Source organism: Halomarina pelagica (genome assembly GCF_024228315.1).
Taxonomy (GTDB): Archaea; Halobacteriota; Halobacteria; order Halobacteriales; family Haloarculaceae; genus Halomarina; species Halomarina pelagica.
The window spans coordinates 1598366-1620826 of record NZ_CP100454.1 but is presented as its reverse complement, the minus strand read 5'-3'; the positions used below and the strand labels follow the sequence as shown (position 1 = coordinate 1620826).

The 22461-nt window shown below is 70.5% G+C and carries 22 protein-coding genes; 16 read left to right on the top strand and 6 right to left on the bottom strand.

What is annotated here, in order from left to right:
- Nucleotides 1–10 precede the first annotated feature (10 nt).
- From NKI68_RS08395 to NKI68_RS08385, 3 genes are all read left to right on the top strand, one after another.
- The gene (locus tag NKI68_RS08395) at nucleotides 11–778 is read left to right on the top strand and encodes a nucleotide-binding protein (protein WP_254546265.1); all 768 of its coding nucleotides are present in this window, start codon (nucleotides 11–13) and stop codon (nucleotides 776–778) included.
- Nucleotides 775–1359, top strand: coding sequence for a DUF8054 family protein (locus NKI68_RS08390; protein ID WP_368410940.1), 585 nt, complete (start codon nucleotides 775–777; stop codon nucleotides 1357–1359). Before NKI68_RS08395 ends, NKI68_RS08390 begins: the two co-directional genes overlap by 4 nt.
- A 78-nt stretch (nucleotides 1360–1437) precedes the next feature.
- Nucleotides 1438–1617, top strand: coding sequence for a hypothetical protein (locus tag NKI68_RS08385; protein ID WP_254546264.1), 180 nt, complete (start codon nucleotides 1438–1440; stop codon nucleotides 1615–1617).
- Nucleotides 1618–1713: 96 nt separating this feature from the next.
- Here the strand turns inward: NKI68_RS08385 and NKI68_RS08380 are convergent, their stop codons facing one another.
- Together NKI68_RS08380 and NKI68_RS08375 are read right to left on the bottom strand one after the other, a co-directional pair.
- The gene (locus tag NKI68_RS08380) at nucleotides 1714–1938 is read right to left on the bottom strand and encodes a hypothetical protein (protein ID WP_254546263.1); all 225 of its coding nucleotides are present in this window, start codon (nucleotides 1936–1938) and stop codon (nucleotides 1714–1716) included.
- An 80-nt stretch (nucleotides 1939–2018) separates the two neighbouring features.
- Nucleotides 2019–2720: a helix-turn-helix domain-containing protein gene (locus tag NKI68_RS08375; RefSeq protein WP_254546262.1), complete on the bottom strand. Its 702-nt coding sequence runs from the start codon at nucleotides 2718–2720 to the stop codon at nucleotides 2019–2021.
- A gap of 229 nt (nucleotides 2721–2949) precedes the next feature.
- On the opposite strand from NKI68_RS08375, the gene NKI68_RS08370 reads away from it, so the two are divergent.
- The 3 genes from NKI68_RS08370 (at nucleotide 2950) to tuf (ending at nucleotide 6275) form a co-directional block, all read left to right on the top strand.
- Nucleotides 2950–3951, top strand: a complete 1002-nt coding sequence (locus tag NKI68_RS08370; protein ID WP_254546261.1) for a metallophosphoesterase family protein — start codon at nucleotides 2950–2952, stop codon at nucleotides 3949–3951.
- A gap of 159 nt (nucleotides 3952–4110) precedes the next feature.
- Complete coding sequence (locus NKI68_RS08365; RefSeq protein WP_254546260.1) at nucleotides 4111–4797, top strand: helix-turn-helix domain-containing protein; 687 nt, start codon at nucleotides 4111–4113, stop codon at nucleotides 4795–4797.
- Between the two features lie 212 nt (nucleotides 4798–5009).
- Nucleotides 5010–6275 carry a translation elongation factor EF-1 subunit alpha gene (gene tuf / locus NKI68_RS08360; protein ID WP_254546506.1) on the top strand — a complete coding sequence of 422 codons (1266 nt, stop codon included), beginning with the start codon at nucleotides 5010–5012 and terminating at the stop codon, nucleotides 6273–6275.
- A 33-nt stretch (nucleotides 6276–6308) separates the two neighbouring features.
- Here tuf and NKI68_RS08355 read toward each other — a convergent pair whose 3' ends face one another.
- On the bottom strand, nucleotides 6309–6446 hold the full coding sequence (locus NKI68_RS08355; protein ID WP_254546259.1) for a hypothetical protein: 138 nt from the start codon (nucleotides 6444–6446) through the stop codon (nucleotides 6309–6311).
- A gap of 127 nt (nucleotides 6447–6573) precedes the next feature.
- On the opposite strand from NKI68_RS08355, the gene NKI68_RS08350 reads away from it, so the two are divergent.
- On the top strand, nucleotides 6574–6714 hold the full coding sequence (locus NKI68_RS08350) for a YHS domain-containing protein (RefSeq protein ID WP_254546258.1): 141 nt from the start codon (nucleotides 6574–6576) through the stop codon (nucleotides 6712–6714).
- 52 nt (nucleotides 6715–6766) lie between these two features.
- On the opposite strand, the gene NKI68_RS08345 is transcribed toward NKI68_RS08350, so the two are convergent.
- Nucleotides 6767–7888 (bottom strand): M24 family metallopeptidase, encoded by a 1122-nt coding sequence (locus tag NKI68_RS08345; protein WP_254546257.1) that lies wholly within the window; start codon nucleotides 7886–7888, stop codon nucleotides 6767–6769.
- A 208-nt stretch (nucleotides 7889–8096) separates the two neighbouring features.
- Here NKI68_RS08345 and NKI68_RS08340 point away from each other — a divergent pair, with 208 nt between their 5' ends.
- Nucleotides 8097–8873 (top strand): carboxypeptidase-like regulatory domain-containing protein, encoded by a 777-nt coding sequence (locus NKI68_RS08340; RefSeq protein WP_254546256.1) that lies wholly within the window; start codon nucleotides 8097–8099, stop codon nucleotides 8871–8873.
- A 145-nt stretch (nucleotides 8874–9018) separates the two neighbouring features.
- A complete protein-coding gene (locus tag NKI68_RS08335) occupies nucleotides 9019–9318 on the top strand; it encodes a HalOD1 output domain-containing protein (RefSeq protein ID WP_254546255.1) in 300 nt (99 codons plus the stop codon).
- Nucleotides 9319–9335: 17 nt separating this feature from the next.
- On the opposite strand, the gene NKI68_RS08330 is transcribed toward NKI68_RS08335, so the two are convergent.
- Complete coding sequence (locus NKI68_RS08330; RefSeq protein WP_254546254.1) at nucleotides 9336–10538, bottom strand: AI-2E family transporter; 1203 nt, start codon at nucleotides 10536–10538, stop codon at nucleotides 9336–9338.
- Between the two features lie 135 nt (nucleotides 10539–10673).
- Between NKI68_RS08330 and NKI68_RS08325 the strand changes: the two genes are divergently transcribed.
- Together NKI68_RS08325 and NKI68_RS08320 are read left to right on the top strand one after the other, a co-directional pair.
- Nucleotides 10674–10961 carry a hypothetical protein gene (locus NKI68_RS08325; RefSeq protein ID WP_254546253.1) on the top strand — a complete coding sequence of 96 codons (288 nt, stop codon included), beginning with the start codon at nucleotides 10674–10676 and terminating at the stop codon, nucleotides 10959–10961.
- Nucleotides 10962–10965: 4 nt separating this feature from the next.
- Nucleotides 10966–11580: a CAP domain-containing protein gene (locus tag NKI68_RS08320; RefSeq protein WP_254546252.1), complete on the top strand. Its 615-nt coding sequence runs from the start codon at nucleotides 10966–10968 to the stop codon at nucleotides 11578–11580.
- Here NKI68_RS08320 and NKI68_RS08315 read toward each other — a convergent pair.
- Nucleotides 11577–13283, bottom strand: coding sequence for a SulP family inorganic anion transporter (locus NKI68_RS08315; RefSeq protein ID WP_254546251.1), 1707 nt, complete (start codon nucleotides 13281–13283; stop codon nucleotides 11577–11579). The two genes, NKI68_RS08320 and NKI68_RS08315, sit on opposite strands and share 4 nt — an antisense overlap.
- A 222-nt stretch (nucleotides 13284–13505) precedes the next feature.
- Between NKI68_RS08315 and NKI68_RS08310 the strand changes: the two genes are divergently transcribed.
- The 5 genes from NKI68_RS08310 (at nucleotide 13506) to NKI68_RS08290 (ending at nucleotide 22266) form a co-directional block, all read left to right on the top strand.
- On the top strand, nucleotides 13506–13664 hold the full coding sequence (locus NKI68_RS08310; RefSeq protein ID WP_254546250.1) for a hypothetical protein: 159 nt from the start codon (nucleotides 13506–13508) through the stop codon (nucleotides 13662–13664).
- Nucleotides 13654–16047, top strand: coding sequence for an amino acid permease (locus NKI68_RS08305; RefSeq protein WP_254546249.1), 2394 nt, complete (start codon nucleotides 13654–13656; stop codon nucleotides 16045–16047). The genes NKI68_RS08310 and NKI68_RS08305 overlap by 11 nt, the downstream gene beginning before the upstream one ends.
- Before the next feature lie 210 nt (nucleotides 16048–16257).
- Nucleotides 16258–17316 (top strand): DHH family phosphoesterase, encoded by a 1059-nt coding sequence (locus tag NKI68_RS08300; protein ID WP_254546248.1) that lies wholly within the window; start codon nucleotides 16258–16260, stop codon nucleotides 17314–17316.
- A gap of 213 nt (nucleotides 17317–17529) precedes the next feature.
- Entirely contained in the window at nucleotides 17530–19329 is a 1800-nt protein-coding gene (locus NKI68_RS08295; protein WP_254546505.1) for an SLC13 family permease, read from the top strand.
- 399 nt (nucleotides 19330–19728) lie between these two features.
- Nucleotides 19729–22266, top strand: coding sequence for a hypothetical protein (locus tag NKI68_RS08290; protein WP_254546247.1), 2538 nt, complete (start codon nucleotides 19729–19731; stop codon nucleotides 22264–22266).
- Nucleotides 22267–22461 lie beyond the last annotated feature (195 nt).

The window sequence follows — 22461 nt, the reverse complement described above, 5'->3', positions numbered from 1 at the left end:
AGTGAGGGTCATGGTCGAGGCGTTCGCGGTCGCCAGCGGCAAGGGCGGCACGGGGAAGACGACGAGCACGCTCGCGCTCGGCATGGCGCTCGCCGAGGAGTATGACGTGACGGTCGTCGACGCCGACACGGGGATGGCGAACCTGCTCTTTCACACCGGTCTCGACGACGCGGACGCGACGCTCCACGACGTGCTGCTCGGGGCCGCGCCGGTCGAGCGCGCGACGTACGACCGCTTCGGGATGCGCGTCGTCCCCTGCGGGACGAGCCTCGCGGCCTTCCGGGAGGCCGACCCGACCCGCCTGCGCGAGGTCGTCGCGGAGCTGGCGGACGACGCGGACGTCCTCCTGCTCGACTCGCCCGCCGCGCTGGGGAGCAAGAGCGCGGTGCTGCCCGTGGTGCTCGCCGATCGGATCGTCGTCGTCCTCCAGCCGACCATCCCCTCGCTGTCGGACGCGCTGAAGGTCCAGGAGTACGCCCGCTCCTACGGCACGGGGACGGCGGGCGTGCTGTTCAACCGCGTGCGCGACGACGGCGCGATCGACCGGATCGCGGCCGAGGTCGAGCGCTACTTCGACGGGCCGACGCTGGGGACCGTCCCCGAGAGCGACGCGGCGGGGGCGGCCAGGCGTGCGGGGGAGCCCCTCCTCGCGCACGCCCCGGACGCCCCGGCGTCCCGCGCGTTCCGCGAGGCGGCCGGGGCGCTCGACGTGCGGGTCGGCGACGCCGACGACGTGGCCGCCCGCTTCCGCAGCGCGGTGATCCCCGACACGCCATGAGCGTCGACGCGCTGTCCATCCCGCGCGGCCGTCTCGTCCGCTCGCGGGTGATCGAGGGCGTCGGGGTGCTCCTCGAGGACGCGCTCTCGCGGGCGCTGACCGGCTACGCTGTGCTCGCCCCCCAGGAGACGCTCCTGCTCGGCGACGACGGTCGCGCCGTCCTGACGTTCGAGGACGGGGTGCCGGTGCTCGCCTACCACGTCGGCACCGACGCGGGCGGCCCGCGGGCGCTCGCGGACCTCGCGCCCTCCGGTCCCTGCCGCCTCGACCTGTACGAACTCGCGCCGCGACACCTCAGCGAGGCGCACGACACCCCGGAGGTGCGCGTCCCGCCGGGCATGCCGGCCGAACAGCTCGCCGGCGACCCGGCGCTCGCAGACCGGACGCGAGCGCGCGCGCCGGCGGACCGGCTGGGGGACGACGGAGACGGCCTCGACGCGCTCGAGGCGTTTCTCGCGGACGAGGCGCGCATCGCCGCCATCCGCGAGGAGGCGCGCGTCGAGGCCGAGCGGCGCGCCGCCGAGTGGGGGCTCGCGGAACACCTCGACTCGGGGAGCGCCCCCGGAGACTCATCGCCGTAAAAACATCTCTAAGTCAGATAGTACCTCGTAGGTGAACGTTGTGGTACGTTCAAGTGCGTCGAGGTCCGACGACAGGGTATGGTGTACCGTGCCATCCTCCCCGACGGGGACATCGAGTGCAGCCAGTATCAGGAGCGCGATCACGGGGTCGAACTCTACACCGAGGCGGAGGAGTTCATCGCGTTCGTTCCCTACGCGAACCTCATCGCGGTGCTCGACGAGGATCGCATCGGGTCCGACGAACGGTCCATCATGTAGCGTCCGCGTTCGATCCTCCTTCACCGTCTCTGATGAGTCTCATCGCCACGCTCTCGATCGGCAGGTCGCGCACCGCGGGGTGGCGCTCCTCGGCGCTCAGCCGTCGGCGACGAGGAAGGTTCGACCGCCCCTCTGCTCCAGGTGGACGCGGTCGTGATCGATGGCGGTTCGGGCGTACTCTTCGACGCGCGCGGCGGTCACGTCGGTGACGTCGATCGCGCGACGGTCGCCCGTCTCCCCGATGCGATCGAGACACTGGTCGGTCGACCCCGCGAGGCCGTTCTCGCCCGTGGCACGCGTCCTGACGACGTCGATGTCCATACCTGTCGGTTCGCGGGAACGGACTTGAACGTCAGCCATGCGCGGAGTGAAAGTGAAACTGACGGCCGGCGTGAGGGTCGTCACTCGAGGGCCTCGAGCGCCTCCGTGATGCGCGAGATGGTCTTCGACTGCCCGCGGCGCAGCGTCTTCGAGACGGCGGGCTTCGAGACATCGAAGCGCTCGGCGAGCGTTCCGAGGGTCGCGCCGCGGGGGCTCTCGAAGTAGCCCTCGTTCACGGCGACCTCGAGCGTCCGGCGCTCGGTCGGTGAGAGGTCGCGACAGCCCTGGATCAGCGTCATCGCCGCGGGCGCGTTCCGAACGAACCCCCGAAGGTCGGCCAGTTCGACGCTCCGTCGCGAGACGACGTCGAACTCGTTGTCCCGCTCCAACCGGGAGAGCGTCCCGTTCGCGCCGTCCTCGCGGTCGAACCCGACGTGCCAGAGTTCGCTCCCGTTCTCGATGTGGAACGGCCCCGTAACGTAGCCCCCCGACTCGCGGATGGTGTGCATCGCCGCCGTCTCGTCGATGGTCGTGCGGATGTGCGCGGCCGCGCCGCGCCGCGAGAGCAACTCGTACTCGTGGAGGTGCGGGTGCGTCCGCAGGACCCCGAGGGCGTTGTCGAGCGCGTCCCTGTCCGCTCCCTCGGCGATCATCCGCGTCTCGAGGCAGTCCGTCCGGCGGTCGAACTCCCACTGCGACGCGGAGAAGGACGCCGCACACTCGTCGCTCGCGTCGATGAACGGGCAGTCGTACTGCTCCATGTCGAGGGTGATGTCGATCATGGGACCCCTGTCTCGTCTGTCGATATCGTCCGTGACAAAAAACGCTTTCGCCGTCACGTCCGGTCGTTTCGTCGGTCGTCCGCGACGGTGAGATCGCGGACGACCGCTCTCCGACCGTGTTCGCTGACGCGACCGTCCGGACCTCCGTAGCGTCCCTTCCCGTGTCTACGTACCTCACTATATAGAAAATACGTTGTATTTATAGTGCGTCGGACGTCTATCGTCTCACGTGGAATCGCAATCGACGTACGCCTCGCAGCGCGACCGGCTCCTCGGTCGGTTCGCGCGACCGACCGCAGACGGGGTAACGCTCGCAGTCGTGTCCGACGTCCACGTCTCCTCGGAGGAGACGGGCACCTGGAAGGTGTTCCACCGGACGGAGGCGCGACTCGCCACGGCGATCGCGGACGCGAACCGCCTCGGCCTCGACGGCGTCGTCTTCGCCGGCGACCTCACCAAGGACGGGTCGCCGGCGGAGTTCGCCGCCGTCGACGCCCTGCTCGACGAACTGGCCGTTCCGTACGTCGCCGTCCCCGGCAATCACGACGTCCCGAAGTCGTTCGATCCCCACGAGACGCCCCCGCTCGAGGAGTTCGTCGCGTCGTACACGCCGGGGTCGCTCCCCTTCCGGACGCGCTTCGGCGACGTGGACGTGATCGGTCTCGACAGCGCCGCCGCCCCCGACGGATCCCTGGAGGACACCCACGGCGGGCGCGTCGGCGACGAGGGGATCGAGTGGCTCGACGCGACGGTCGACCCCGACCGTCCCACCGTCGTCGTCTTCCACCACCCGGTCTTTCGAGTCCGCGAACACGTCCCGACGTTCTCCGACTCCGAACACCTGCAACTGGCCGACGCCGACGCGGTCAACGCGGCGCTCGCCCGCAACGAGGTCGACCTGGTCGTCTCGGGGCACGTCCACTGGCCCGCCGCGGCGCGGGTCGACGGCGTCTCGCACCTCACCACCCCCGCGGGCTGTTCGTTCCCGCAGGCCTACCTCCTGCTCGACGTCTCGCCCGAGGGCACCGCCGTCACGATGGTGCCGCTCGCCGACGAGGACGGGACCCGGGAGGCGGCCGAGCACGCCGCGCGCGACGGCGCGCGCGACGGGACGCTCGTCGAGAACGCCGACCGCGGCTACTTCGACGCGTTCCCCCTCGTCGACGAGGTGAGCGTCCCTCCCTCTCCGACCGCCACCGAGCCCCGGACCGGACGCTCCCTCGGTCGCTGACCGACGGACGGCGATCCCCCCTCGCGCGCCCGGATCGCCACTCGCCCCGAGTACCGTCCCGATCGCCGGACGTTCGCCCGGCCGCGCTCGTGTGATTAATGCTCTATCGCACATCGCAGCCCACACGCTTTACACCCCTCCCCCTCCCAGTGGACACCCATGGCGACCATCGCCAGTGTCCGCGTCCCGACGGAGGAGCTGGCATTGCACGATTGTCTCGCGACGATCCCGGGTCTCACGCTGGAGTGCAAGCCGCTCGTTCTGTGCGACTACGCCGAACTGTCACTGTTCCACGCCATCGCGGGCGACCGCGGGGAACTCGAGACCGCGCTCGAGGGCGACCTGAGCGTCGATCGCTGGTCGTTCCTCACGTCCTTCGAGGGCGGGTGGCTCTACGATTTCGACTGGGCACCGCACGTCGACGCCGCGTTCAGATCGCTCACCCGCGGCGGCGGCTCCCTCACGAGCGCCACGGCGACGGGCGGGGAGTGGCACCTCCGACTCGTGTTCCCGCGACGGGAGGCGTTCTCGAAGGCGTTCGAACGCTGCTCGCGGTACGGTCCCTCGATGGAGATCGAGCACGTCCGCACGCTGAACGACGAGGGCAAGGGCGGGCGCGACCTCACGCCGTCGCCCTACCGCGTCGACGACCTGACCGAGGAGCAGCGCGAGGCGCTCCGCGCGGCCTGCGAACTCGGCTACTTCGACGTCCCCCGGCGGATCAGCCTCTCCGACCTCGCGGACGAACTCGACGTCTCCCACCAGGCGCTCTCCGAGCGGCTACGACGGGGACACGAGGTCCTCGTCCGCGAGGTCCTGTTCTTCGACGAGTCGGGCGTCGCGTAGGGGACTACTTCGCGGACGAACCGGCGGACGGCCGCCTTCCGCCCGCCGACCTAGAGGCGACGGATCGGCAGGGTCGACGGACCGACGGAGATCGTCACCTCCCGCGACAGTCACCGCCGCGTGATTGATCCTGTAATCTGCACAACCGTTTTGCCCGCGGCTACGCAATGGACGATACGACCCAGCGGGGCGACCCGCGACGGGAGGTACCCATGAGCGACAAGCCACACCAGAACCTCGCCATCATCGGGCACGTCGACCACGGGAAGAGCACGCTCGTCGGTCGGCTGCTCTTCGAGACGGGGAACGTACCCGAGCACGTCATCGAGCAGTACCGCGAGGAGGCCCAGGAGAAGGGGAAAGGCGGTTTCGAGTTCGCCTACGTGATGGACAACCTCGCGGAGGAGCGCGAGCGCGGCGTCACCATCGACATCGCCCACCAGCGCTTCGACACGGACGAGTACTACTTCACGATCGTGGACACGCCCGGCCACCGCGACTTCGTGAAGAACATGATCACGGGCGCGAGCCAGGCGGATCACGCGGTGCTCGTGGTGGCGGCCGACGACGGCGTCCAGCCACAGACCCAGGAGCACGTCTTCCTGGCGCGCACGCTCGGCATCGACCGCCTCATCGTCGCGGTCAACAAGATGGACCTCGTCGACTACGACGAGGATCGCTACCGGGCCGTGGTCGAGGACGTGAAGAAGCTCCTCGGGCAGGTCCGCTTCGAGACCGACGACGCGAGCTTCATCCCCTGCTCGGCGTTCGAGGGCGACAACGTCGCCGAGCGCACGGGCAGCATGTCGTGGTACGACGGACCGATCATCCTGGAGGCGTTGAACAACCTGCCCGAACCGCAGCCGCCGACGGACGCGCCGCTACGGCTGCCGATCCAGGACGTCTACACCATCTCCGGCATCGGGACCGTCCCGGTGGGACGGGTCGAGACGGGCGTCCTCGAGACGGGCGCGAGCGTCTCGTTCCAGCCCTCGGACGTGAGCGGCGAGGTCAAGACCATCGAGATGCACCACGAGGAGGTGCCGCGCGCGGAACCGGGCGACAACGTCGGGTTCAACGTCCGCGGCATCGGGAAGAACGACATCCGCCGCGGGGACGTGTGCGGTCCGGCGGAGGATCCGCCGAAGGTCGCAGAGACCTTCAAGGCGCAACTGGTCGTGATGCAGCACCCCTCGGTCATCACGGCGGGCTACACGCCGGTCGTGCACGCCCACACCGCGCAGGTCGCCTGCACGTTCGAATCGCTCGATCAGAAGCTCGACCCGGCGAGCGGCGAGGTCGCAGAGGAGAACCCCGACTTCCTCAAGAGCGGCGACGCGGCCATCGTCACGCTGCGCCCGCAGAAGCCGCTGAGCATCGAGCCATCCTCGGAGATCCCGGAACTCGGGAGCTTCGCGGTGCGCGACATGGGCCAGACCATCGCCGCCGGCAAGGTGCTGGAAGTCAACGAACGGTAGGACGAGCCCGCTTTCGTTTTCCGTTTTCCGTTTTCACAGCCGCCGCGCGAGCAGCAGCAGGCCGACGATCAGCAGGCCGATCCCCCAGTAGAGCGAGTCGCCGGGCAGCCAGAGCAACAGCAGCGTCACGACGCCGGAGCTGAACAGCGACCAGCCGATGGTGTTCGACATAGTCCGTACTCACCGGCCGTCGTGAAAACCCCCCGGCCTGCTCACGCGTTCGCAGTCGTCGACTCGCGTTCGCGCCTGCATCTGAAGGCACCGCACTGAGGGCCGCGGCCCGAGACGGTTCGCCCGTATGCCCGAATGCGCCGTCTGCGGCAAGACGCTCGAGGAACAGCTCATGGAGGAGAAGATCGAACGCGACGGGGGGACGTACTACGTCTGCTGTCCGAACTGTCAGGACGACTTCGAGGAGAGCCCCGAACAGTACGCCTGAGCGCGTCACGGAGCGTGCAGGCGACTGACGACTCTCGACCGTCGACCGGCGATCAGGCGCTCGGGGCGGGACAGCGCCACCCGCGGTCCGCGTCGTTCAGCCGCTCCGCGCCGTCGTCGGTGACGAGCACCAGGTCCTCGATTCGGACGCCGAACTCGCCGGGGAGGTAGATCCCGGGCTCGACGCTCACGACCATCCCCGGCTCCAGTTCGCGCTCGTTCCCGGCGACGAGGTACGGCTCCTCGTGCACGTCGAGGCCGACGCCGTGGCCCGTCCGGTGGACGAAGCGCTCCCCGTAGCCGGCGTCCTCGATGACCCCGCGGGCGGCCGCGTCCACCGCCCCCGCCGTCACGCCCGGCGCGACGGTTCGCACTGCGGCCTCCTGCGCCTCGCGGACGACGTCGTGTACCTCGACGAACCGCTCCGGCGGCTCGCCGTCGAAGACGACGGTGCGGGTCTGGTCGCTCGGGTACTCCGCCACCAGCGTCCCGAAGTCGAGCACGACGGGGTCGCCCGCCTCGATGGTACGATCGGAGTGGGCGTGGTGGGGCTTCGCCCCGTTCGGACCGCTGCCGACGAGCGGTTCGAACGAGACGCCCTCGCCCCCCGCGTCCGCGAGGCGGCGCTCGATCTCCCGCGCGAGTTCCGCCTCCGTCAGCCCGACGGCGTCCGGGCCGAGCGCGCGCACCTCCTCGACCACCCGGTCGGCGGTCGCCCCCGCGCGGCGGAGGGCGTCCACCTCCGCCTCGTCCTTTCGTATTCGGAGGGGTGCGAGCGCCTCGCTCGCCAGCCCGAACGACGCGTCGGGGAGGACGCGCCGGAGGTCCTGGGTGAACCGCGCCCACATCGTGTCGTCGAGGAGGACGCGGCCGCCGGGGAGGTCGCAGTCCGCAACGACCCGCTCCAGGTGTACGAGCGGGTCGTCGTCGTCCGCCCACGTCCGGACGTCCGCGACCCACGTCCCCTCTCGGACCTGCTCGCCGTAGAGTTCCGGGACGAGGAAGACGGGGTCGCCCGACCGCGGGAGGACGAACAGGAGGTGGCGCTCGCCGGGCGTCTCGCTGAAGCCGGTGAGGTAGTAGAGGTTGCGACTCGGAAACAGCACGACTGCAGCCGCGTCGCGCGCGTCGAGTCGCTCCTGGCAGGCCCGCGCTCGACGTTCGAACGGCGTCATACGCCTCCTTCCCGCCCGGACGGGTAAAGTGCACCGTCGGAGCGATCGTCCGCCGGCGGCGTGAGCGAGTTCATAACCGTTGTGGCTATCCCGGAACCGGTTCGTTCATGTCGACGGTTTCCCAGCGTGAAGGTAGATCACGACCCCGGGACGGTCACCGACGGCGGCCGGTCCGCGGGGCCGTCGTTCGCCACCCGCCATCGTTACCATGACCGAAGAACGCACGCGACGTCCGACGCGGTTCCGCGGGGTGGTCGCGCTGGCGCTGGCGCTGTTCGTCGCCGTCGCGTCCGCGTCCGCCGTCGCGTCGGCCGCAGCACCGCACCGCTACTCGGGCACCGTTACCTACTCCGGCGGCGAAGGCGCACCAGGCATGATCGTGACGGCGACGCACGACGACTCGGTCGTCGCCACCGCCGTCACGGACGCCCGCGGGCGGTACGCCCTCGACGTCCCGCCGCGGGCGGTCGACGGCAACGGGAGCGACGTCACCATCTCCGTCGGCGATCGCTCGCGGACCGTCGAGTGGCGGGCGGGCGGCCGGACGGTCGTGAACTTCGCGCTCCGAGGGGGACGGACGACGGAGACGCCGGACCCGACGCCCACCCCGGACCCGACTCCGACGCCCGAGCCGACGCCGAACCGGACCGCCGCACCGAACGGGACCACTACACCGAACGGGACTACCGCACCGACCCGGACCGCCACGCCGACGCCCGAAGCGACTCCCGACCCGACGCCAACCGAGTCGTCCGAGCGGACGGCGTCGGGGAGCACCGACGCGACGGCGCGGACGGAGGGCGGGTCGTCGGGCGAGACGACCGCATCGCCCGCGGGAGGGGAGACGGACGGGTCCGACGGGTCCGACGTCGAACTGCGGACGCCGGAGCGGCGGACCGTCGAGGAGAGCGGTCCCGGCTTCACGGCCGGCGGGGTCGCGCTGGCCGCGCTCGCCGTCGCGCTGGTCGCGCTCCGTCGACGCTGACGCGCGCCGCCCCCGGCGGAGTTCTTCTCAGCGTTCTGAGGGACGCGGCGGCGCGAGTCGGCGATCGCGGGCCGACGTCGGCTCGCCTCGACGCGCAATACGTATTGACAGCGCGTTTATGTGGCTCTTCCCGCGACTATCGCGTATGGATTCACCGCCGAGAGCCGAGTCGATACGCCCGAGTGTCGCGCTCGTCGAACGCATCGCCGAACTCGAGGGGGCCGACCCCCTCGAACTCGACCCACCGCTCCACGACGTCGTCGACTCCGACGCGCTCGACGACCTCTGCGCGTCGAGCCCCGCCGACCTCGCCGTCTCCTTCGAGTACCGCGGCTACCTCGTTCGCGTCGAGAGCGACGGGACGGTCGACGTTCGAGGAGAACCTGCCGCGGAGGTGCACTCCGGCGAATCGGCCGGCCGGTCGCTCCGCGCGTTCTCCGACTGACGACCGCCGCGCCTCGATCAGTCGCCCGGCGCGGGCGTCTCCTCGTCGTCCGGACGGGTCGGCGGGGGGCTGGCCCGCTCGACGGCCGCGCCCGGCGGCGCGGTGCCGTCGTTCGCGATCGGTTCCGCGCCGAGGTCGCCGGCGAGCAGGCGCGGGAACACGATCCGGACGAACTCGACGGATCCGACGAGCACCAGCGGCGCGAGGAAGACGCCGTACCAGCCGAAGATCGCGGCTCCCAGGAGGTACGCGAACAGCATCAGGCCGGTGTGTAGCGACCGCCCCGAGAGGTACGGGCGGACGAAGTACCGGATGAGCGAGTCGATGCCGAAGAACGTCACCGCGTAGTACAGCGCGGGGAACCAGAGCAGGGCGAGGTCGCCCCGCCGGAGCGCCTGGGCGACCAGCAGGAGCACGACGGCGGTGTAGACGATGCCCCGTCCGATCAGCGGAATGAACGTCGCCAGCCCCGTCAGGACGGCGAGCAGCACCGGCTGGGGGATGCTCAGCCCGGGCGGCGCGACGAGGTTGAGGCCGACGTAGACCACCGCCGCGACGAACATCACGACGATGACGGTGAGCATCTGCCCGTAGTACGCCGCCGAGAGCCCCTCGTCCACGCTCTCCAGGTAGCGCTCCAGGACCGTCCCCGGCTTCGCCACCTCGCTCCGGAACCAGGCCGCCAGTTCGTCGCCGTCGCGCAGGAGGTAGAAGACGAGCGCGAGCACGAGCGTCGTGTGCAGGAAGACGCTCCCGAGCGTCCCGACGACTCCGAAGGCGGTGTCGACGCCCTGCTTGACGATCGGCTCCCGCAGTAGCTCCTGGGCCCGCGCGAACAGCTGTTGCGGATCGTTCCAGAGCGCAGAGAGGTCAGCGTACGGTTCGACGAACTGGGCGTACGTGCCGAGGTCGAGGAGATCGAGCGCCTGGAGCTGTCCGATCGCGGCGGCGACCAGTCCGGCGAGCAGCGCCAGAAACGGTACCACGAGGACGAACAGCGTCACCGTCGCGGCCTTCGTCTGGCCCATCCGCGCCGCCAGCCGTCGGTTGATCGGACGCGCCGCGTAGTAGGCGAACAGCCCCAGCACGAGCGTTCCCACGAACCGGTAGCCCACGAGGAGGAGTACCCCCGCCACGACGAGCGCCAGGAGCCACCACCCCGCCTCTGCCCGATCGATCTGGATGCGGACGCGTTCGGCCGCCTCGCGCGCTACGCTCATGTGTCACTGTATGGCAAACGACGTGAAAAGGGGCGCGTCTCCGGTCGTCGCGCGTGTCTGTCGCCGATTCGAGCGCGTCGCCGCGGCGGGCCGACCGCGGGTGAGACATATCGGTGGGGAGGTCGTACTGGGGGTATGGAACGGAACGACGACGCGCTGGCGGAACCCACCCCCGCGGACGGTGCCCGAGGGACGACGTCGTGGCTCGACGTCGTGGACGAACTCCTCGACGCCAACATCGACGACGCGGACGAACTCGAGGCGACGTTCTCGGACGTGCGGGTCGACGTTCCGCTGGAGATGGGCCCGGACACCGAGCACGCCAGTTGGCGCTTCGACGGCACCGTGAAGGTCCGGGTGGAGGGGATGCGCACCACGCTCGCGGAGTGGCTCCAGTGGTGGGACCGCGACCGGCGTGAGTGAGCGGATGCGACGCCGGACCTTCCTCGCCGCGCTCGCCGGCGGCGCGTCGTCGCTCGCGGGTTGCGCCGACCTCGACGTTCCTCCCGGCGGTCCCTCGCTCCCCGAACTCCCGAGGGCGTCGGGGGACGACGACCGGTCCCCTCGCGTCCCGCGACCGACGCCGACGGCGGGCATCGACCCGGTCGCGCTCGAACGGCGCGTCCACGACGAGGCGAACGCCGCGCGCACCGCGCGCGACCTCGGGGCGCTCGCCTTCGACGTCGACCTGCGACGCATCGCGCGCTACCACAGCGCCGACATGGCCGAGCGGGAGTACTTCGCTCACACGTCGCCCGACGGCGAGACCGTCGCGGACCGGTACGACCGCTTCGACTACGAGTGTCGCGTCCCGACGGACGCGTTCGAGTACGCGACGGCCGGGGAGAACCTGTTCTACGTCCGGTTCTCGGCCGCGACGCTCGACGAGGCGGAGATCGCCCGGCGCGCGGTCGAGGGGTGGCTCGACTCGCCGCCCCACCGGCGCAACCTGCTCGCCGAGTTCTGGCGGCGCGAGGGCATCGGCGTCGCCGTCGACGGCGGCCTCCCGGCGACGGTGTACGTCACCCAGAACTTCTGTTAGCGGTCGCGTCGCCAGTCGTCCACGACCGCCGCGACGGTCCGGTTCGGTCCGAGCGGGCCGAGGCGCTCGCCCGCGCCGTGGGCGCGAAGCACGTCCCGGACGGGTCCGTCCGCCTCGGCGATCCGGAACGCGACGCCGCGACGGTCGAGTCGACGCCACAGCCGAGCGAGGGCGTCCGCCGCGGTCAGGTCGAGCGTCGGCGACGACGAGAGGTCCAGCACGACGAGGTCGGGCGGCGTCTTCGCGGCGTCCACGGTCGCGAGCAGATCGCGTTCGACGGTCTTCGCGTTAGCGTAGAACAGCTCCGCGCCGGCGCGATAGACGAGCACGCCCTCGATCGGGTCGTACTCCGGGTGGCGTTCGTGGTCGGCGAACAGGTCGGTGCCGGGAACGCGGCCCAGAACGGCGGTGTGCGGATAGGCGGCGTGGCCGAGGACGATCAGCGCCGAGACGAGGACGCCGACGAGCACGCCCGCGAGCATCCCGAAGAGGAGGACGCCGAGAAAGCCCGCGACGACGACGGGGAACTCGGTCGGGTTGACGCGGTAGACGCGCCGGATTCCCCGAACGTCGACGAGGCGGCCGACGGCGACGACGACGATCGCCGCGAGGACGGCGTTCGGCAGGTTCGAGAACGCCCCCGTCAGGAACAGCAGTACGACCCCGAGCAGGAGGGCGGCGATGCCGCCGGAGAGTTGCGTCCGCGCACCCATGCCGTCGTTCAGCGCCGAGCGGGTCATGCTCCCGCCGACGGGGAGCGCGCCGGCGAGTCCCGAGGCGAGGTTCGCGAGGCCGGTTGCCACCAGCTCCTGGTCCGGGTCGCTCCGATCGTCGTGGCGCGCGGCGAACGTCTCGACGACGCCGATCCCCTCGACGTACGAGAGGAGGAAGCACGCCGCCGCGAGCGGGAGGAGCGCCTCGACGGTCGCGGGATCCGCCGTCGGCGCGCCGAACGTCGGAAGGCCGGACGGGATCGAGCCGACGACCGACACGCCGCGGTCGGCGAGGTTCGCCGCCGAGGTCACGACGATCGACAGCGAGACGAGCAGGAGTGCGTTGGGGAGGTACGGGGCGTACCGCTCTGCGAGCGCCAGCAGGACGACGCCCCCGATCCCGAGCGCGAGCGTCGGGGGGTGGATCGCGCCGAGGTGCGCGCCGACGTACCAGAGTCGTTCGAAGAACTCGCCGCTTCCCCCCTCGATGCCCGCGAGCGAACCGAGTTGCGTCGAGGCGATGTAGAGCGCCGCCCCCGCCGAGAACCCGAGGAGGACCGACTCGGAGACGAAGTTCACGAGGAACCCGAGGCGAAACAGCCTCGCGAAGAGCGCGATGACGCCGACGAGGAGGGCGGTCAGCGACACCAGCGCGACGTACCGACCCGGCTCCCCGGCCGCAAGCGGCGCGACACCCGCCGCGACGAGGACGGCGAGCGCCGAGGTCGGGCCGACGATCAACTGACGCGAGGTGCCGACGAACACGTAGACGACCGCCGCGAGGAGGCTCGCGTACAGCCCGACCTCGGGCGGTACGTTCGCCAGCGTCGCGTAGGCCATGCTCTCCGGCAGCAGCGCCGCCGCCACCGTCGCCCCGGCGAGGAGGTCGTCGTCGAACCACCGTCGGTCGTACGACGGGAGCCACCGCGTCACGGGCAGCAGTTCCCCGACGGAGGCGCGGCCGAGACGGGTTCTGACCCCTGTCGCCACGGCCCGGATACGTCTCACGAGGGCGTCAATCCTCGCTCTGCCCGCGATGACTGTCCCGCTACGTCTGTCTCCCGCACACGTTCGTTCGTTCGTGAGTCACAGGCGATCCGTTCACTCCGCCAAAGATGTAAAACTGTCAAGGTGTCTGCGGGCCAATCGTCGGGAGGATGAACGGCGTCGCGGTCGACGCAGTGGGAGAGTCGTATCGGGAGGTGACCGGGAGTGGTCGGTGCTGACGTGTACTTCGGCGTGGCACTGACGGTGCTCGCGTGGCTTGGTCTGGCGATCGCCGTCGCCGCCGGCCGCGCGAACGTCCGACGGCGGGCGCGGCGGCACGTCAGGACGCACGCCGAGGCGAGGCGCGAACGCGATGAGCGCTGACGACTCCCCCTTCGAGGGCGTCGAGGAGGGCGGGACGGAGTTCGCCCGCGAACTGACGCTGTTCGACGTGACGCTCATCGGCGTCGGCGCGATGATCGGCGGGAGCATCTTCGTGTTGAGCGGGATCGCGGCGGGCGAGTCCGGCCCGGCGCTGGTGCTCGCGTTCGCGCTCAACGGCTTCATCACCATCTTCACGGGGATGGTGTACGCCGAACTGGGGAGCGCCATCCCGGAACCCGGCGGCGGGTACCTCTGGGTGCGGACCGCGCTCGGTCGCTCGCAGGCGTTCGTCTCCGGGTGGATGAGCTGGTTCGCCCACGCCGTCGCCGGGTCGCTCTACGTCCTCAGCTTCGGCTCGTTCACGACGCTGATCCTCGTCGAGTACTTCGACCTCTCGTTCGGCCTCCCGCCGGAGCTGCTACAGCAGGCCTTCGCGGTGCTCGCGGCGGCGGTGTTCACCTACGTCAACGTCCGCGGGGCGAAGGAGACGAGCCGCGCGGAGAACCTCGTCACCGTCCTCCAGTTGCTCATCATCGGCGTGTTCGTCGTGGCGGGGCTGGCGACGATGGTCGGCCGACCGGAAACGTCGTCGGCGAACTTCGAGCCGTTCTTCCCGAACGGCTTCGGCGGCGTCTTCCTCGCCATGGGGCTCACCTTCATCGCGTTCGAGGGCTACGAGATCATCGTCCAGTCGGGCCGGGAGGTGGTGAACCCCCGCGAGAACATCCCGAAGGCGGTGTTCTACTCCATGATCCTCGTCGTGACCGTCTACATCCTCGTCGGAGTCGTGCTCATCGGCGGGGTGGAGATCACCCCGGCGCTCCTCGAGACCGCGCGGACGACCGACAGCATCGGGGGGAGCACGGTCGAGGACCTCCCGCCCGACCCGGCCGTGTGGCAGGTGCTCGGCCACCTCGGGGAGTTCGGCCTGGCGCAGGCGGCCGGGCAGTTCCTCCCGTTCGGGACGCTCGTCGTCCTCCTCACGGGGATCCTCTCGTCGCTCGCGGCGCTCAACGCGACTACCTTCTCCAGTTCGCGCGTCGGCTACGCGATGGGGCGCGACAGGGTCTTTCCCGACGCCTTCGAGCGCATCCACCCCGAGCACCGAACGCCGCACGTCTCGATCCTCCTCAGCGGCGCGTTCATCGCGGTGATGGCCGTCTCGCTCCCGCTCGCGCAGGTGGCCGCCGCGACCGACCTCATGTTCCTCCTCCTGTTCCTGCAGGTGAACTACTCGATGATCCGCATCCGCAACGAGTACGGCGACGAACTCGACTACGGCTACCTCTCGCCGTACTTCCCGTACGTCCCCATCGTCGGCATCCTGACCAAGCTCTTTCTCGCGGTCTACTTCTTCAACTACAGCCCGCTCGCGTGGCTCATCGCGGTCGGCTGGATACTCGCCGGACTCGTCGTCTTCCTCCTCTACTCCCGGGGGCGCATCCTGCGGACCGAACTCGCCCGGGAGGTGCGCGTCCTCTCGGAGGAACGCAGCGCCGCGGAGCGTTCGTTCAAGCTACTCGTCCCGCTCGCGAACCCCGAGAGCGCGCCCCGCCTCGTCCGCCTCGCGAGCGCCATCGCCCGCCGCAACGGCGGCGAACTCCTGCTCACCACGGTCGTGACGGTGCCGGTCCAGACCCCCATCGAGGAGGGCGATCAGTACGTCGGCGACGAGCGCGACCTGCTGGAGGGGGCGATGCGGTACGTCCCCGAGGACGTGCCCGCTCACCGCGTCGTCACCGTCGGGCGGACGCCCGGCCGCAGCATCGTCAGCATGGCCTACCGCTACGACACCGACCTCGTCCTGGTGGGGTGGCGCGGTCGTCGCCGCAGACGCGACGTCGTCCTCGGCTCGACCATCGACGTGGTGGTCGAGGAGTCGCCCTGTGACGTGGTCGTGGCGAAACTCGGCGGAACGCAGACGCCGACGAACGTCCTCCTGCCGACCGACGGGGGCCCGCACGCCGAGCGCGCCGAGTCGTTCGCGGCGGCGCTCGCAGAGACGACTGACGGTCGCCTCACCCTGCTGACCGTCTCCCCGGACCCCGAGGCGGCCGAGTCGTACCTCGACGACCGTCGCACCGCGCTCGCCGCGACCGGCGTCCCGGTCGACGTCGCCGTCGTCGAGAGCGCCGACGTAGCCGGTGGCATCCTCGCGTACGCCGACGAGCACGCGGTCGACACCGTCGTCGTCGGCGCGACCCGCGAGGGGTGGCTGACCCGGGCGCTGTTCGGCGACGTCCCCGAGGCGGTCGGCGAGCGCTTCGACGGGGAGGTGTTGCTGGTGAAACGACACCAGCCGATCCGATCGTTCCTCAGGCGGTGGCTCGAGAAGTGGCTCGGCGAGCGCCGCGGCGAGCCCTCCGCGAACGAGTCGCGGTGAGCGGCGGAGTCGCACCCCGTCGGTCGGCCGCCGTCGGACTTCTGTCGCCCACCACAGTATTGAATTTCGACTGGTATATGATGAATTATATTCCGGAAGAACCGGCAGACTGCAGTCTGATTCGGGACGTGTCCGATCTAAAACCAGTCGGAATCGAGACCAGCAGTGCTTTAGTGCGTCGGCCCGTGGCCCCTAACTACCGAGGTCGGCATGACCGAATCCTCACATCCAGAGACGGCGGTGCGCGAGGCCGGCGCGACCGACCGAACCGGCGTCCCGTCGAGCGCCGTCGGCGCGCTCCTCGATCTGTTCGAGCGTCACGACTCGCTCACCATCGTCTGTCACAACAACCCCGACCCCGACTGTCTCGGTAGCGCCCTCGCCCTGGAGGCGATCGCCGAGACCGCCGACGTCGATCGGGTCACTATCCTCTATGCGGGCGAGATCACCCACCAGCAGAACCGCGCGATGGTGAACCTCCTCGACATCGACGCGACGGCGTACAGCCACGATCGGCTGGCGACGGCCGACCTCGTCGCGTTCGTCGACCACTCGGTTCCCGGCGTCAACAACGCCGTCCCTCCCGAGTACGTCCCGGACATCGTCATCGATCACCACCCGGTCGACGGCGTCGCGGGGACGTTCGTGGATCACCGCGAGGAAGTCGGCGCGACGGCGTCGATCCTCGCGCAGTACCTCGAGGCGATCGACGCGGACGTGGACGCGCAGATCGCCACCGGGCTGCTGTTCGGCATCCGCCGGGAGACCCTCGGCTTCATGCGCGGCGTCACCGAGACCGAGTACGACGCCGCCGAGTTCCTCCACCCCCGGGCGGACCTCGACCTGCTGCGACAGCTGTCGGACTCGCTGTTCACGCCCGCGACGCTCGACTCGATCGCCGAGGCGACGCACAACCGCGTCGTCCGCGGCTCCGCGCTCGTCTCGAACGTCGGGCGGACCGCGGAGCGCGACGCGCTGCCCCAGGCGGCGGACCACCTCCTCAACCTCGAGGGCGTCACGACGACCGTGGTCTTCGGCGTCGTCGACGACACCGTCCACGTCAGCGCGCGCTCCCGCGACCCCCGGGTCCACATCGGGGACGTCCTCCGGCGCACCTTCGACGACGTGGGGAGCGCCGGCGGTCACAAGGACATGGCCGGCGGGACGCTCCCGCTCGGCCTCTTCAGCGTCCTCGCCGCCGAGAGCGACGAACTCTGCGCGCTCGTCGGCGAGACGATCACCGACCGGATCTTCGACGCGCTCGGCTGACCGCGACCGCGACCGCGCCCCCCGCCCGTCGCGCGACTCGTCTCCCGCCGCTCCTCCCCCGCCGTCGGATCCTCGACGAGCGTCCGCCGCGCGGATACGACGACCGATGAATTATCCGAGCGTTTAAGATTCGTTGCGGATACGTTATCGGTACGTATGTGGGGAGTGATCCTACAGAGCGGCGGCGCGCAGGTCCCGCCGCTCACCGTCGATATGGTGGTCGTGTTCGGGATCATCCTCCTCGCGCTCGCGCTCTTCGCCAGCGAACTGGTTCCGGTGGACGTGACGGCCATCGTCGTGATGGTGCTGCTCATGCTCCTCGAGCCGTGGACGCAGATCTCCCCCGCGGAGGGCATCGCGGGGTTCGCCAACCCGGCCACGATCACGGTGCTCGCGATGCTCATCCTCAGCGCCGGCATCAGCCGCTCGGGCGTGGTCCAGATCCTCGGCCGGCGGATGGCCGCCTTCGCGGGGACCGACCGGCGCAAGCAGCTCGCCGCGACCGTCGGCGTCACCGGCGTCCCGTCGGGGTTCATCAACAACACGCCCGTCGTCGCCATCCTCGTGCCGGTCATCTCGGATCTCGCGCACAAGGGGAAGACCTCCCCCTCGACGCTGCTCATCCCGCTGTCGTACGCCTCGATGCTCGGCGGGATGCTCACCCTCATCGGCACCTCCACCAACATCCTCGCGAGCGAGATCGCGGCCGAACTCTCGGACACCTACCCCCGGCTCCACGCCTTCGACGTGTTCGAGTTCACGCACCTCGGGGCGATCGTCCTCGTCGTCGGCTCGGTCTACCTCCTGCTCGTCGCGCCGCGGCTCATCCCCGAGCGCATCCCGCCCGAGGAGGACTTCGTCGAGGAGTACGAGATCGAGGGCTACCTCACCGACGTGGTCGTGGGCGAGCGCTCGCCGATCGTCGGCACGACCGTCGAGGCGGCGATCGACCACGCGTCGTTCGACGCCGACATCCTCCAGCTCGAACGCGACGGCGAGCGGTTCGCGGAGCCGCTCGGAAAGAAGGAGATCCGCGCGGGCGACACGCTCCGCATCCGGACCGACCGCGGGACCCTCCGTCGGCTCATGCGCGCCGACGGACTCAGTCTGCGCGGCGGGCCCGAGACGGAGTCCGACCTCGTGCCCGAGGAGGACGATCCCATGCTCGTCGAGATCGTCGTCCCGCGCGGGTCGTTCCTCGTGGGCGAGACGCTCGCGACCTCGGGGTTCCGCCAGCGGTACGACGCGAACGTCCTCGCCTTCCGCAGTCGGGGGGAACTCCTCCGGAACCGCCTCGAGGACATCGTGATCCAGGTCGGGGACACGCTGCTCGTGCAGACGACCTCGGATACCCTCGACCGCCTCGCGCAGAACCCCGACTTCATCGTCGCCCGCGAGCCCGACCGCCCGGAGTACCGGACGGACAAGATCCTCCCGGCGCTCGCGATCATCGCGGGCGTCGTCGCCGCGGCCGGCCTGGGGCTGGTCCCGATCCTCGTCAGCGCGCTGGCGGGCGTCGTGGCGATGGTGGCGACGGGCGTGCTCCAGCCGAACGAGCTGTACGAGTCCGTCGAGTGGAACGTCATCTTCCTGCTCGCGGGCGTCATCCCGCTGGGGAACGCCCTCCAGCAGACTGGCGCGGCCGACCTCCTCGGCGCGCTCGTGGCGTCGACGGCCAGCGCGCTCCCCCTGCTCGCCGTCCTCTGGGTGTTCTACCTCGCGACGGCGATCCTGACAAACGTCATCAGCAACAACGCGAGCGTCGTCCTGATGATCCCCGTCGCCGCCAAGGCGGCCACGGAGATCGGCGCGAACCCGTTCGCGTTCGTCCTCGCCGTCACCTTCGCCGCCTCCACGGCCTTCCTCACGCCGATCGGCTACCAGACGAACCTGTTCGTCTACGGCCCCGGCGGTTACCGCTTCTCCGATTACTTCCGCGTCGGCGCGCCGCTCCAGCTCGTCCTCTCGGTGGTCACCGTCCTGGGGATCGCCGCCTTCTGGGGGCTCACGTAGGCGGGTTCCGACCGTCCCGGTCACGCGTCGGTCGCGCGAAGGTGAGGGCGAGAGCGACGCTCGTCCGGATCGTTTCGAGGGGCGACCGGCCCACACCGCAGGCTCGCGGTACGTCGGTACGTCCCGAAACGCGTGGTGGAGGGAGCGCCCACCAGCGTCCGTGTGGATACATGACGGCAGACGACAGGAGCGCTCGAGCGCCCTCGGTGCCGTTGGTTCCCGTTCCGCAGTGGAATGACAGACGGTAACTTGGAACCGCCCGGAGCTTGGTACCGGACGGTTATGGGGGTTAGTATCGTGGCAAAGTATGTCTAGGTCTGTTAACGTATATATTCGGTTATAATTTTTCTGATCTAAGTTAATTTATTAACTGCCGACACTGTGTGTTCATTGGTACGCATGACCGAACGAGACCGTTTCCATCCGACGCTGTCCCGACGTCGATTTCTGGCGAGTACCGCCGCGACCGGGTTGCTCGTACCGTCCACGGCGAGCGCCGCCGCCGATCCCGAACCGGGCCGGTCGGTCGCCGGCTCCCCGACGCTGGCGACGACCGACCGCCTCGCGGACCGGCGGTACGTCGTCTCCGGCTCGCGCGCCTACGTCGTGGGGACGCAGGCGGGGCGCTTCCCGCCGATGGGGTGGCACATCGAGGGCGAGATGGGCGGGATCTGGAGCCCGCCGCTCAAGCTCCTCGACGGCGTCTGGTTCGCCCTCGACGGCGAGTGGCTCGACGACGCCGAGCGCTTCGAGAGCGGCTACGGCCACGCCGTGCTGACGTTCCCCGACCGCGGGGGGCTCTCTGTTCGCCGGACCGACTTCGTCCCCGACGGGCGGCGGGGGGCGCTCTTCGGCCTCGACCTCGCCGCCGGCGACGCCGAGGAGACCGTCACGCTGGCCGTGGAGGCGCGGTCGTCGCTCCTCCCCGCCTACCCCTGGGAGTGGACCGACCCGTCGTCCGCCGAGTTCGAGCGCGAGGACGCGGCCGCCGTCGAGGGCGGCCGACTCGCGTTCCGCGAGCGCGGCCCCGCGCCGGTCGAAGGTGCGTCGCCGCGCGACTGGGCGGCGGTCGTCGGGGCGGCGCTCGACCCCGCGAGCGGCGAGACTGGCGGGGGGGTCGGGGGACCCGACCCCGACGAGAACGGGAACGGGAGCGGCGCGAGCGGTCGCCTGGAGTACGAACTGACGATCCCGGCCGGCGAGGAGCGCACCGTCTGGGTGGCGGTCGCCGGATCCGACGAGGGGCTCGACGCGGCGCTCGAGGAGCACGACGCCCTGCTCGACGATCCCGACGCCGCCCTCGAAGCGAAGGTCGAGGAGCGCCTCGACCTGTGCGCGCGCACCTGCCTCGACCTGCCGGGTAACCGCGACCTCGAACGCGCGATCGACTGGGGGAAGCAGAACCTCGCCGACTGCGTCCAGGTCGCCCGCGACCTGCGGGTGCGCGACGTCGAGGAGGGGGCGGCCTACCCCGAACCCGCGGGGACCGTGGAGGCGGTGCGCTTCCTCGGGGCGGGCTTCCCGGATTACCCGTGGCTGTTCGCCACCGACGGCGAGTACACGGCGTTCGCCAGCGTCGCGGTCGGGCAGTTCGAGCCGATCAAGGACCACCTCCGGGCGCTGCGGGACGTGAGTCGGATCCTCACCGGGGACACCGGGAAGGTCGTCCACGAGGTCGTCACCGACGGGTCGGTCTACTTCGGCACGCTCGGCGACGGCGGCAACACCGACGAGACGGCGAAGTTCCCGAGCGCGCTCGCCCTGCTCTGGCGGTGGACCGGCGACGACGACTTCCGCGACGACCTCTACGACTTCGCGGTCGACGGCATGCGCTACGTGCTCGACGAACTGGACGACGACGGCGACGGCTGGCCCGAGGGGGCGGGCAACGTCGAACGGCCGGGCATGGGGGAGGAGAAGCTCGACGTCGCGGTCTACACGATTCGCGGGCTGTACGACCTCGCGGACATGGCGCGGAGCAAGCGCGACGGGCGGACGTTCGCCTGGGCGCACCGCCACGCCCGCCGCCTCCACCGGACGTTCGAGGAGGCGTGGTGGCTACCGGCGGTCCCCCAGCACGCAGATTCGCTGACGAATCCCGACGAGGAGCCGGTCTACCAGCGCCACTGGATCGGCGTCACGCCGATGGAGGCGGAACTCCACACCCGTCCCGACGGCTCCCCGTCGCCGGGGCTGACGACCGAGGCGCACGGGAACGCCGCGCTCGACCTCCGCGAGACCGACTGCTACACCGGCGAGTTCGGGCTGTACCACACCGGGAAGGCCGGCTGCGATCCCGCCGAGTCCGACCGCCCGCCGGAGCTGTCGATCTTCACGCTCAACACGGCGATTATGGCCGTCGGCGAGGGGAACTACGGGCGGCTGGGCGCGGGTCACCAGCGCCGGTACACGGACGCCAACGCCCGGCTCCAGCTGTGGCCCGACGAGCAGCCCGGCGCGCTCCCCGAGATCGCGCCGTCGCCGAAGTACGGGCGGTCGATCGACAAGCCGTTCACCGAGCGGGCGATGGTGCTGCAGGCGTGGGGCCACTACGGGACCGTCTGGCCGGTCGTCCACCAGCAACTCGGCGTGCGCCCCGACCTGGGCCGCGGTCGGCTGTCGGTGGTCCCGCAGGTCCCGCCCGACGAGCCCCGCGTGGCGGGCGAGAACGTCCGCCTCGGGGACGGCGAGGTCGCGGTCGAGGCGACCGCCGACGGCGACGCCTACCGGACGACCGTCCGCGCCGCGGTCGACCTGGACGAACTCGTGATCGGTCACACTCTCCCGGAGGACGCGCGGGTCGACTCGGTCGCCCTCGACGGTCGACCCGCCCCTCACCGGGTCCGCGAGACCCACCGCGGGCGCGAGGTGCTCGTCTCGATCGAAGGGGAGGACGCGGGCGGCGAGCACGTGCTCGCCGTCGAGACGCGCTCGTAGGGCCTCGAGACGCCCTTCCGGCGACCGCGGACGCGTCCGTCGCGGTCGGGGAGGGAGGGACGCCGCGGTCGCCGGCACCGTTTTATCTTCATCTGGGCTAGCGATCGGTAATGTGTCGCCCGGCCGATCCCGCCGCTGACCGCGCTCGCCGAACGGGGGTGGTCGTTCCGTCCGCTCGTCGCGTCTCCTCCCCGT

Excerpts from the sequence above, each read along its gene's own strand:
- NKI68_RS08355 (WP_254546259.1), bottom strand. The coding sequence starts at position 6,446 with ATGTCGAACACCATCGGCTGGTCGCTGTTCAGCTCCGGCGTCGTGACG.
- NKI68_RS08290 (WP_254546247.1), top strand. The coding sequence starts at position 19,729 with ATGACCGAACGAGACCGTTTCCATCCGACGCTGTCCCGACGTCGATTT.
- NKI68_RS08350 (WP_254546258.1), top strand. The coding sequence starts at position 6,574 with ATGCCCGAATGCGCCGTCTGCGGCAAGACGCTCGAGGAACAGCTCATG.
- NKI68_RS08365 (WP_254546260.1), top strand. The coding sequence starts at position 4,111 with ATGGCGACCATCGCCAGTGTCCGCGTCCCGACGGAGGAGCTGGCATTG.
- NKI68_RS08325 (WP_254546253.1), top strand. The coding sequence starts at position 10,674 with ATGGAACGGAACGACGACGCGCTGGCGGAACCCACCCCCGCGGACGGT.
- NKI68_RS08375 (WP_254546262.1), bottom strand. The coding sequence starts at position 2,720 with ATGATCGACATCACCCTCGACATGGAGCAGTACGACTGCCCGTTCATC.
- NKI68_RS08330 (WP_254546254.1), bottom strand. The coding sequence starts at position 10,538 with ATGAGCGTAGCGCGCGAGGCGGCCGAACGCGTCCGCATCCAGATCGAT.
- NKI68_RS08340 (WP_254546256.1), top strand. The coding sequence starts at position 8,097 with ATGACCGAAGAACGCACGCGACGTCCGACGCGGTTCCGCGGGGTGGTC.
- NKI68_RS08345 (WP_254546257.1), bottom strand. The coding sequence starts at position 7,888 with ATGACGCCGTTCGAACGTCGAGCGCGGGCCTGCCAGGAGCGACTCGAC.
- NKI68_RS08380 (WP_254546263.1), bottom strand. The coding sequence starts at position 1,938 with ATGGACATCGACGTCGTCAGGACGCGTGCCACGGGCGAGAACGGCCTC.
- NKI68_RS08300 (WP_254546248.1), top strand. The coding sequence starts at position 16,258 with ATGACCGAATCCTCACATCCAGAGACGGCGGTGCGCGAGGCCGGCGCG.
- NKI68_RS08390 (WP_368410940.1), top strand. The coding sequence starts at position 775 with ATGAGCGTCGACGCGCTGTCCATCCCGCGCGGCCGTCTCGTCCGCTCG.
- NKI68_RS08320 (WP_254546252.1), top strand. The coding sequence starts at position 10,966 with ATGCGACGCCGGACCTTCCTCGCCGCGCTCGCCGGCGGCGCGTCGTCG.
- NKI68_RS08305 (WP_254546249.1), top strand. The coding sequence starts at position 13,654 with ATGAGCGCTGACGACTCCCCCTTCGAGGGCGTCGAGGAGGGCGGGACG.
- NKI68_RS08335 (WP_254546255.1), top strand. The coding sequence starts at position 9,019 with ATGGATTCACCGCCGAGAGCCGAGTCGATACGCCCGAGTGTCGCGCTC.
- NKI68_RS08395 (WP_254546265.1), top strand. The coding sequence starts at position 11 with ATGGTCGAGGCGTTCGCGGTCGCCAGCGGCAAGGGCGGCACGGGGAAG.
- NKI68_RS08385 (WP_254546264.1), top strand. The coding sequence starts at position 1,438 with ATGGTGTACCGTGCCATCCTCCCCGACGGGGACATCGAGTGCAGCCAG.
- tuf (WP_254546506.1), top strand. The coding sequence starts at position 5,010 with ATGAGCGACAAGCCACACCAGAACCTCGCCATCATCGGGCACGTCGAC.
- NKI68_RS08295 (WP_254546505.1), top strand. The coding sequence starts at position 17,530 with ATGGTGGTCGTGTTCGGGATCATCCTCCTCGCGCTCGCGCTCTTCGCC.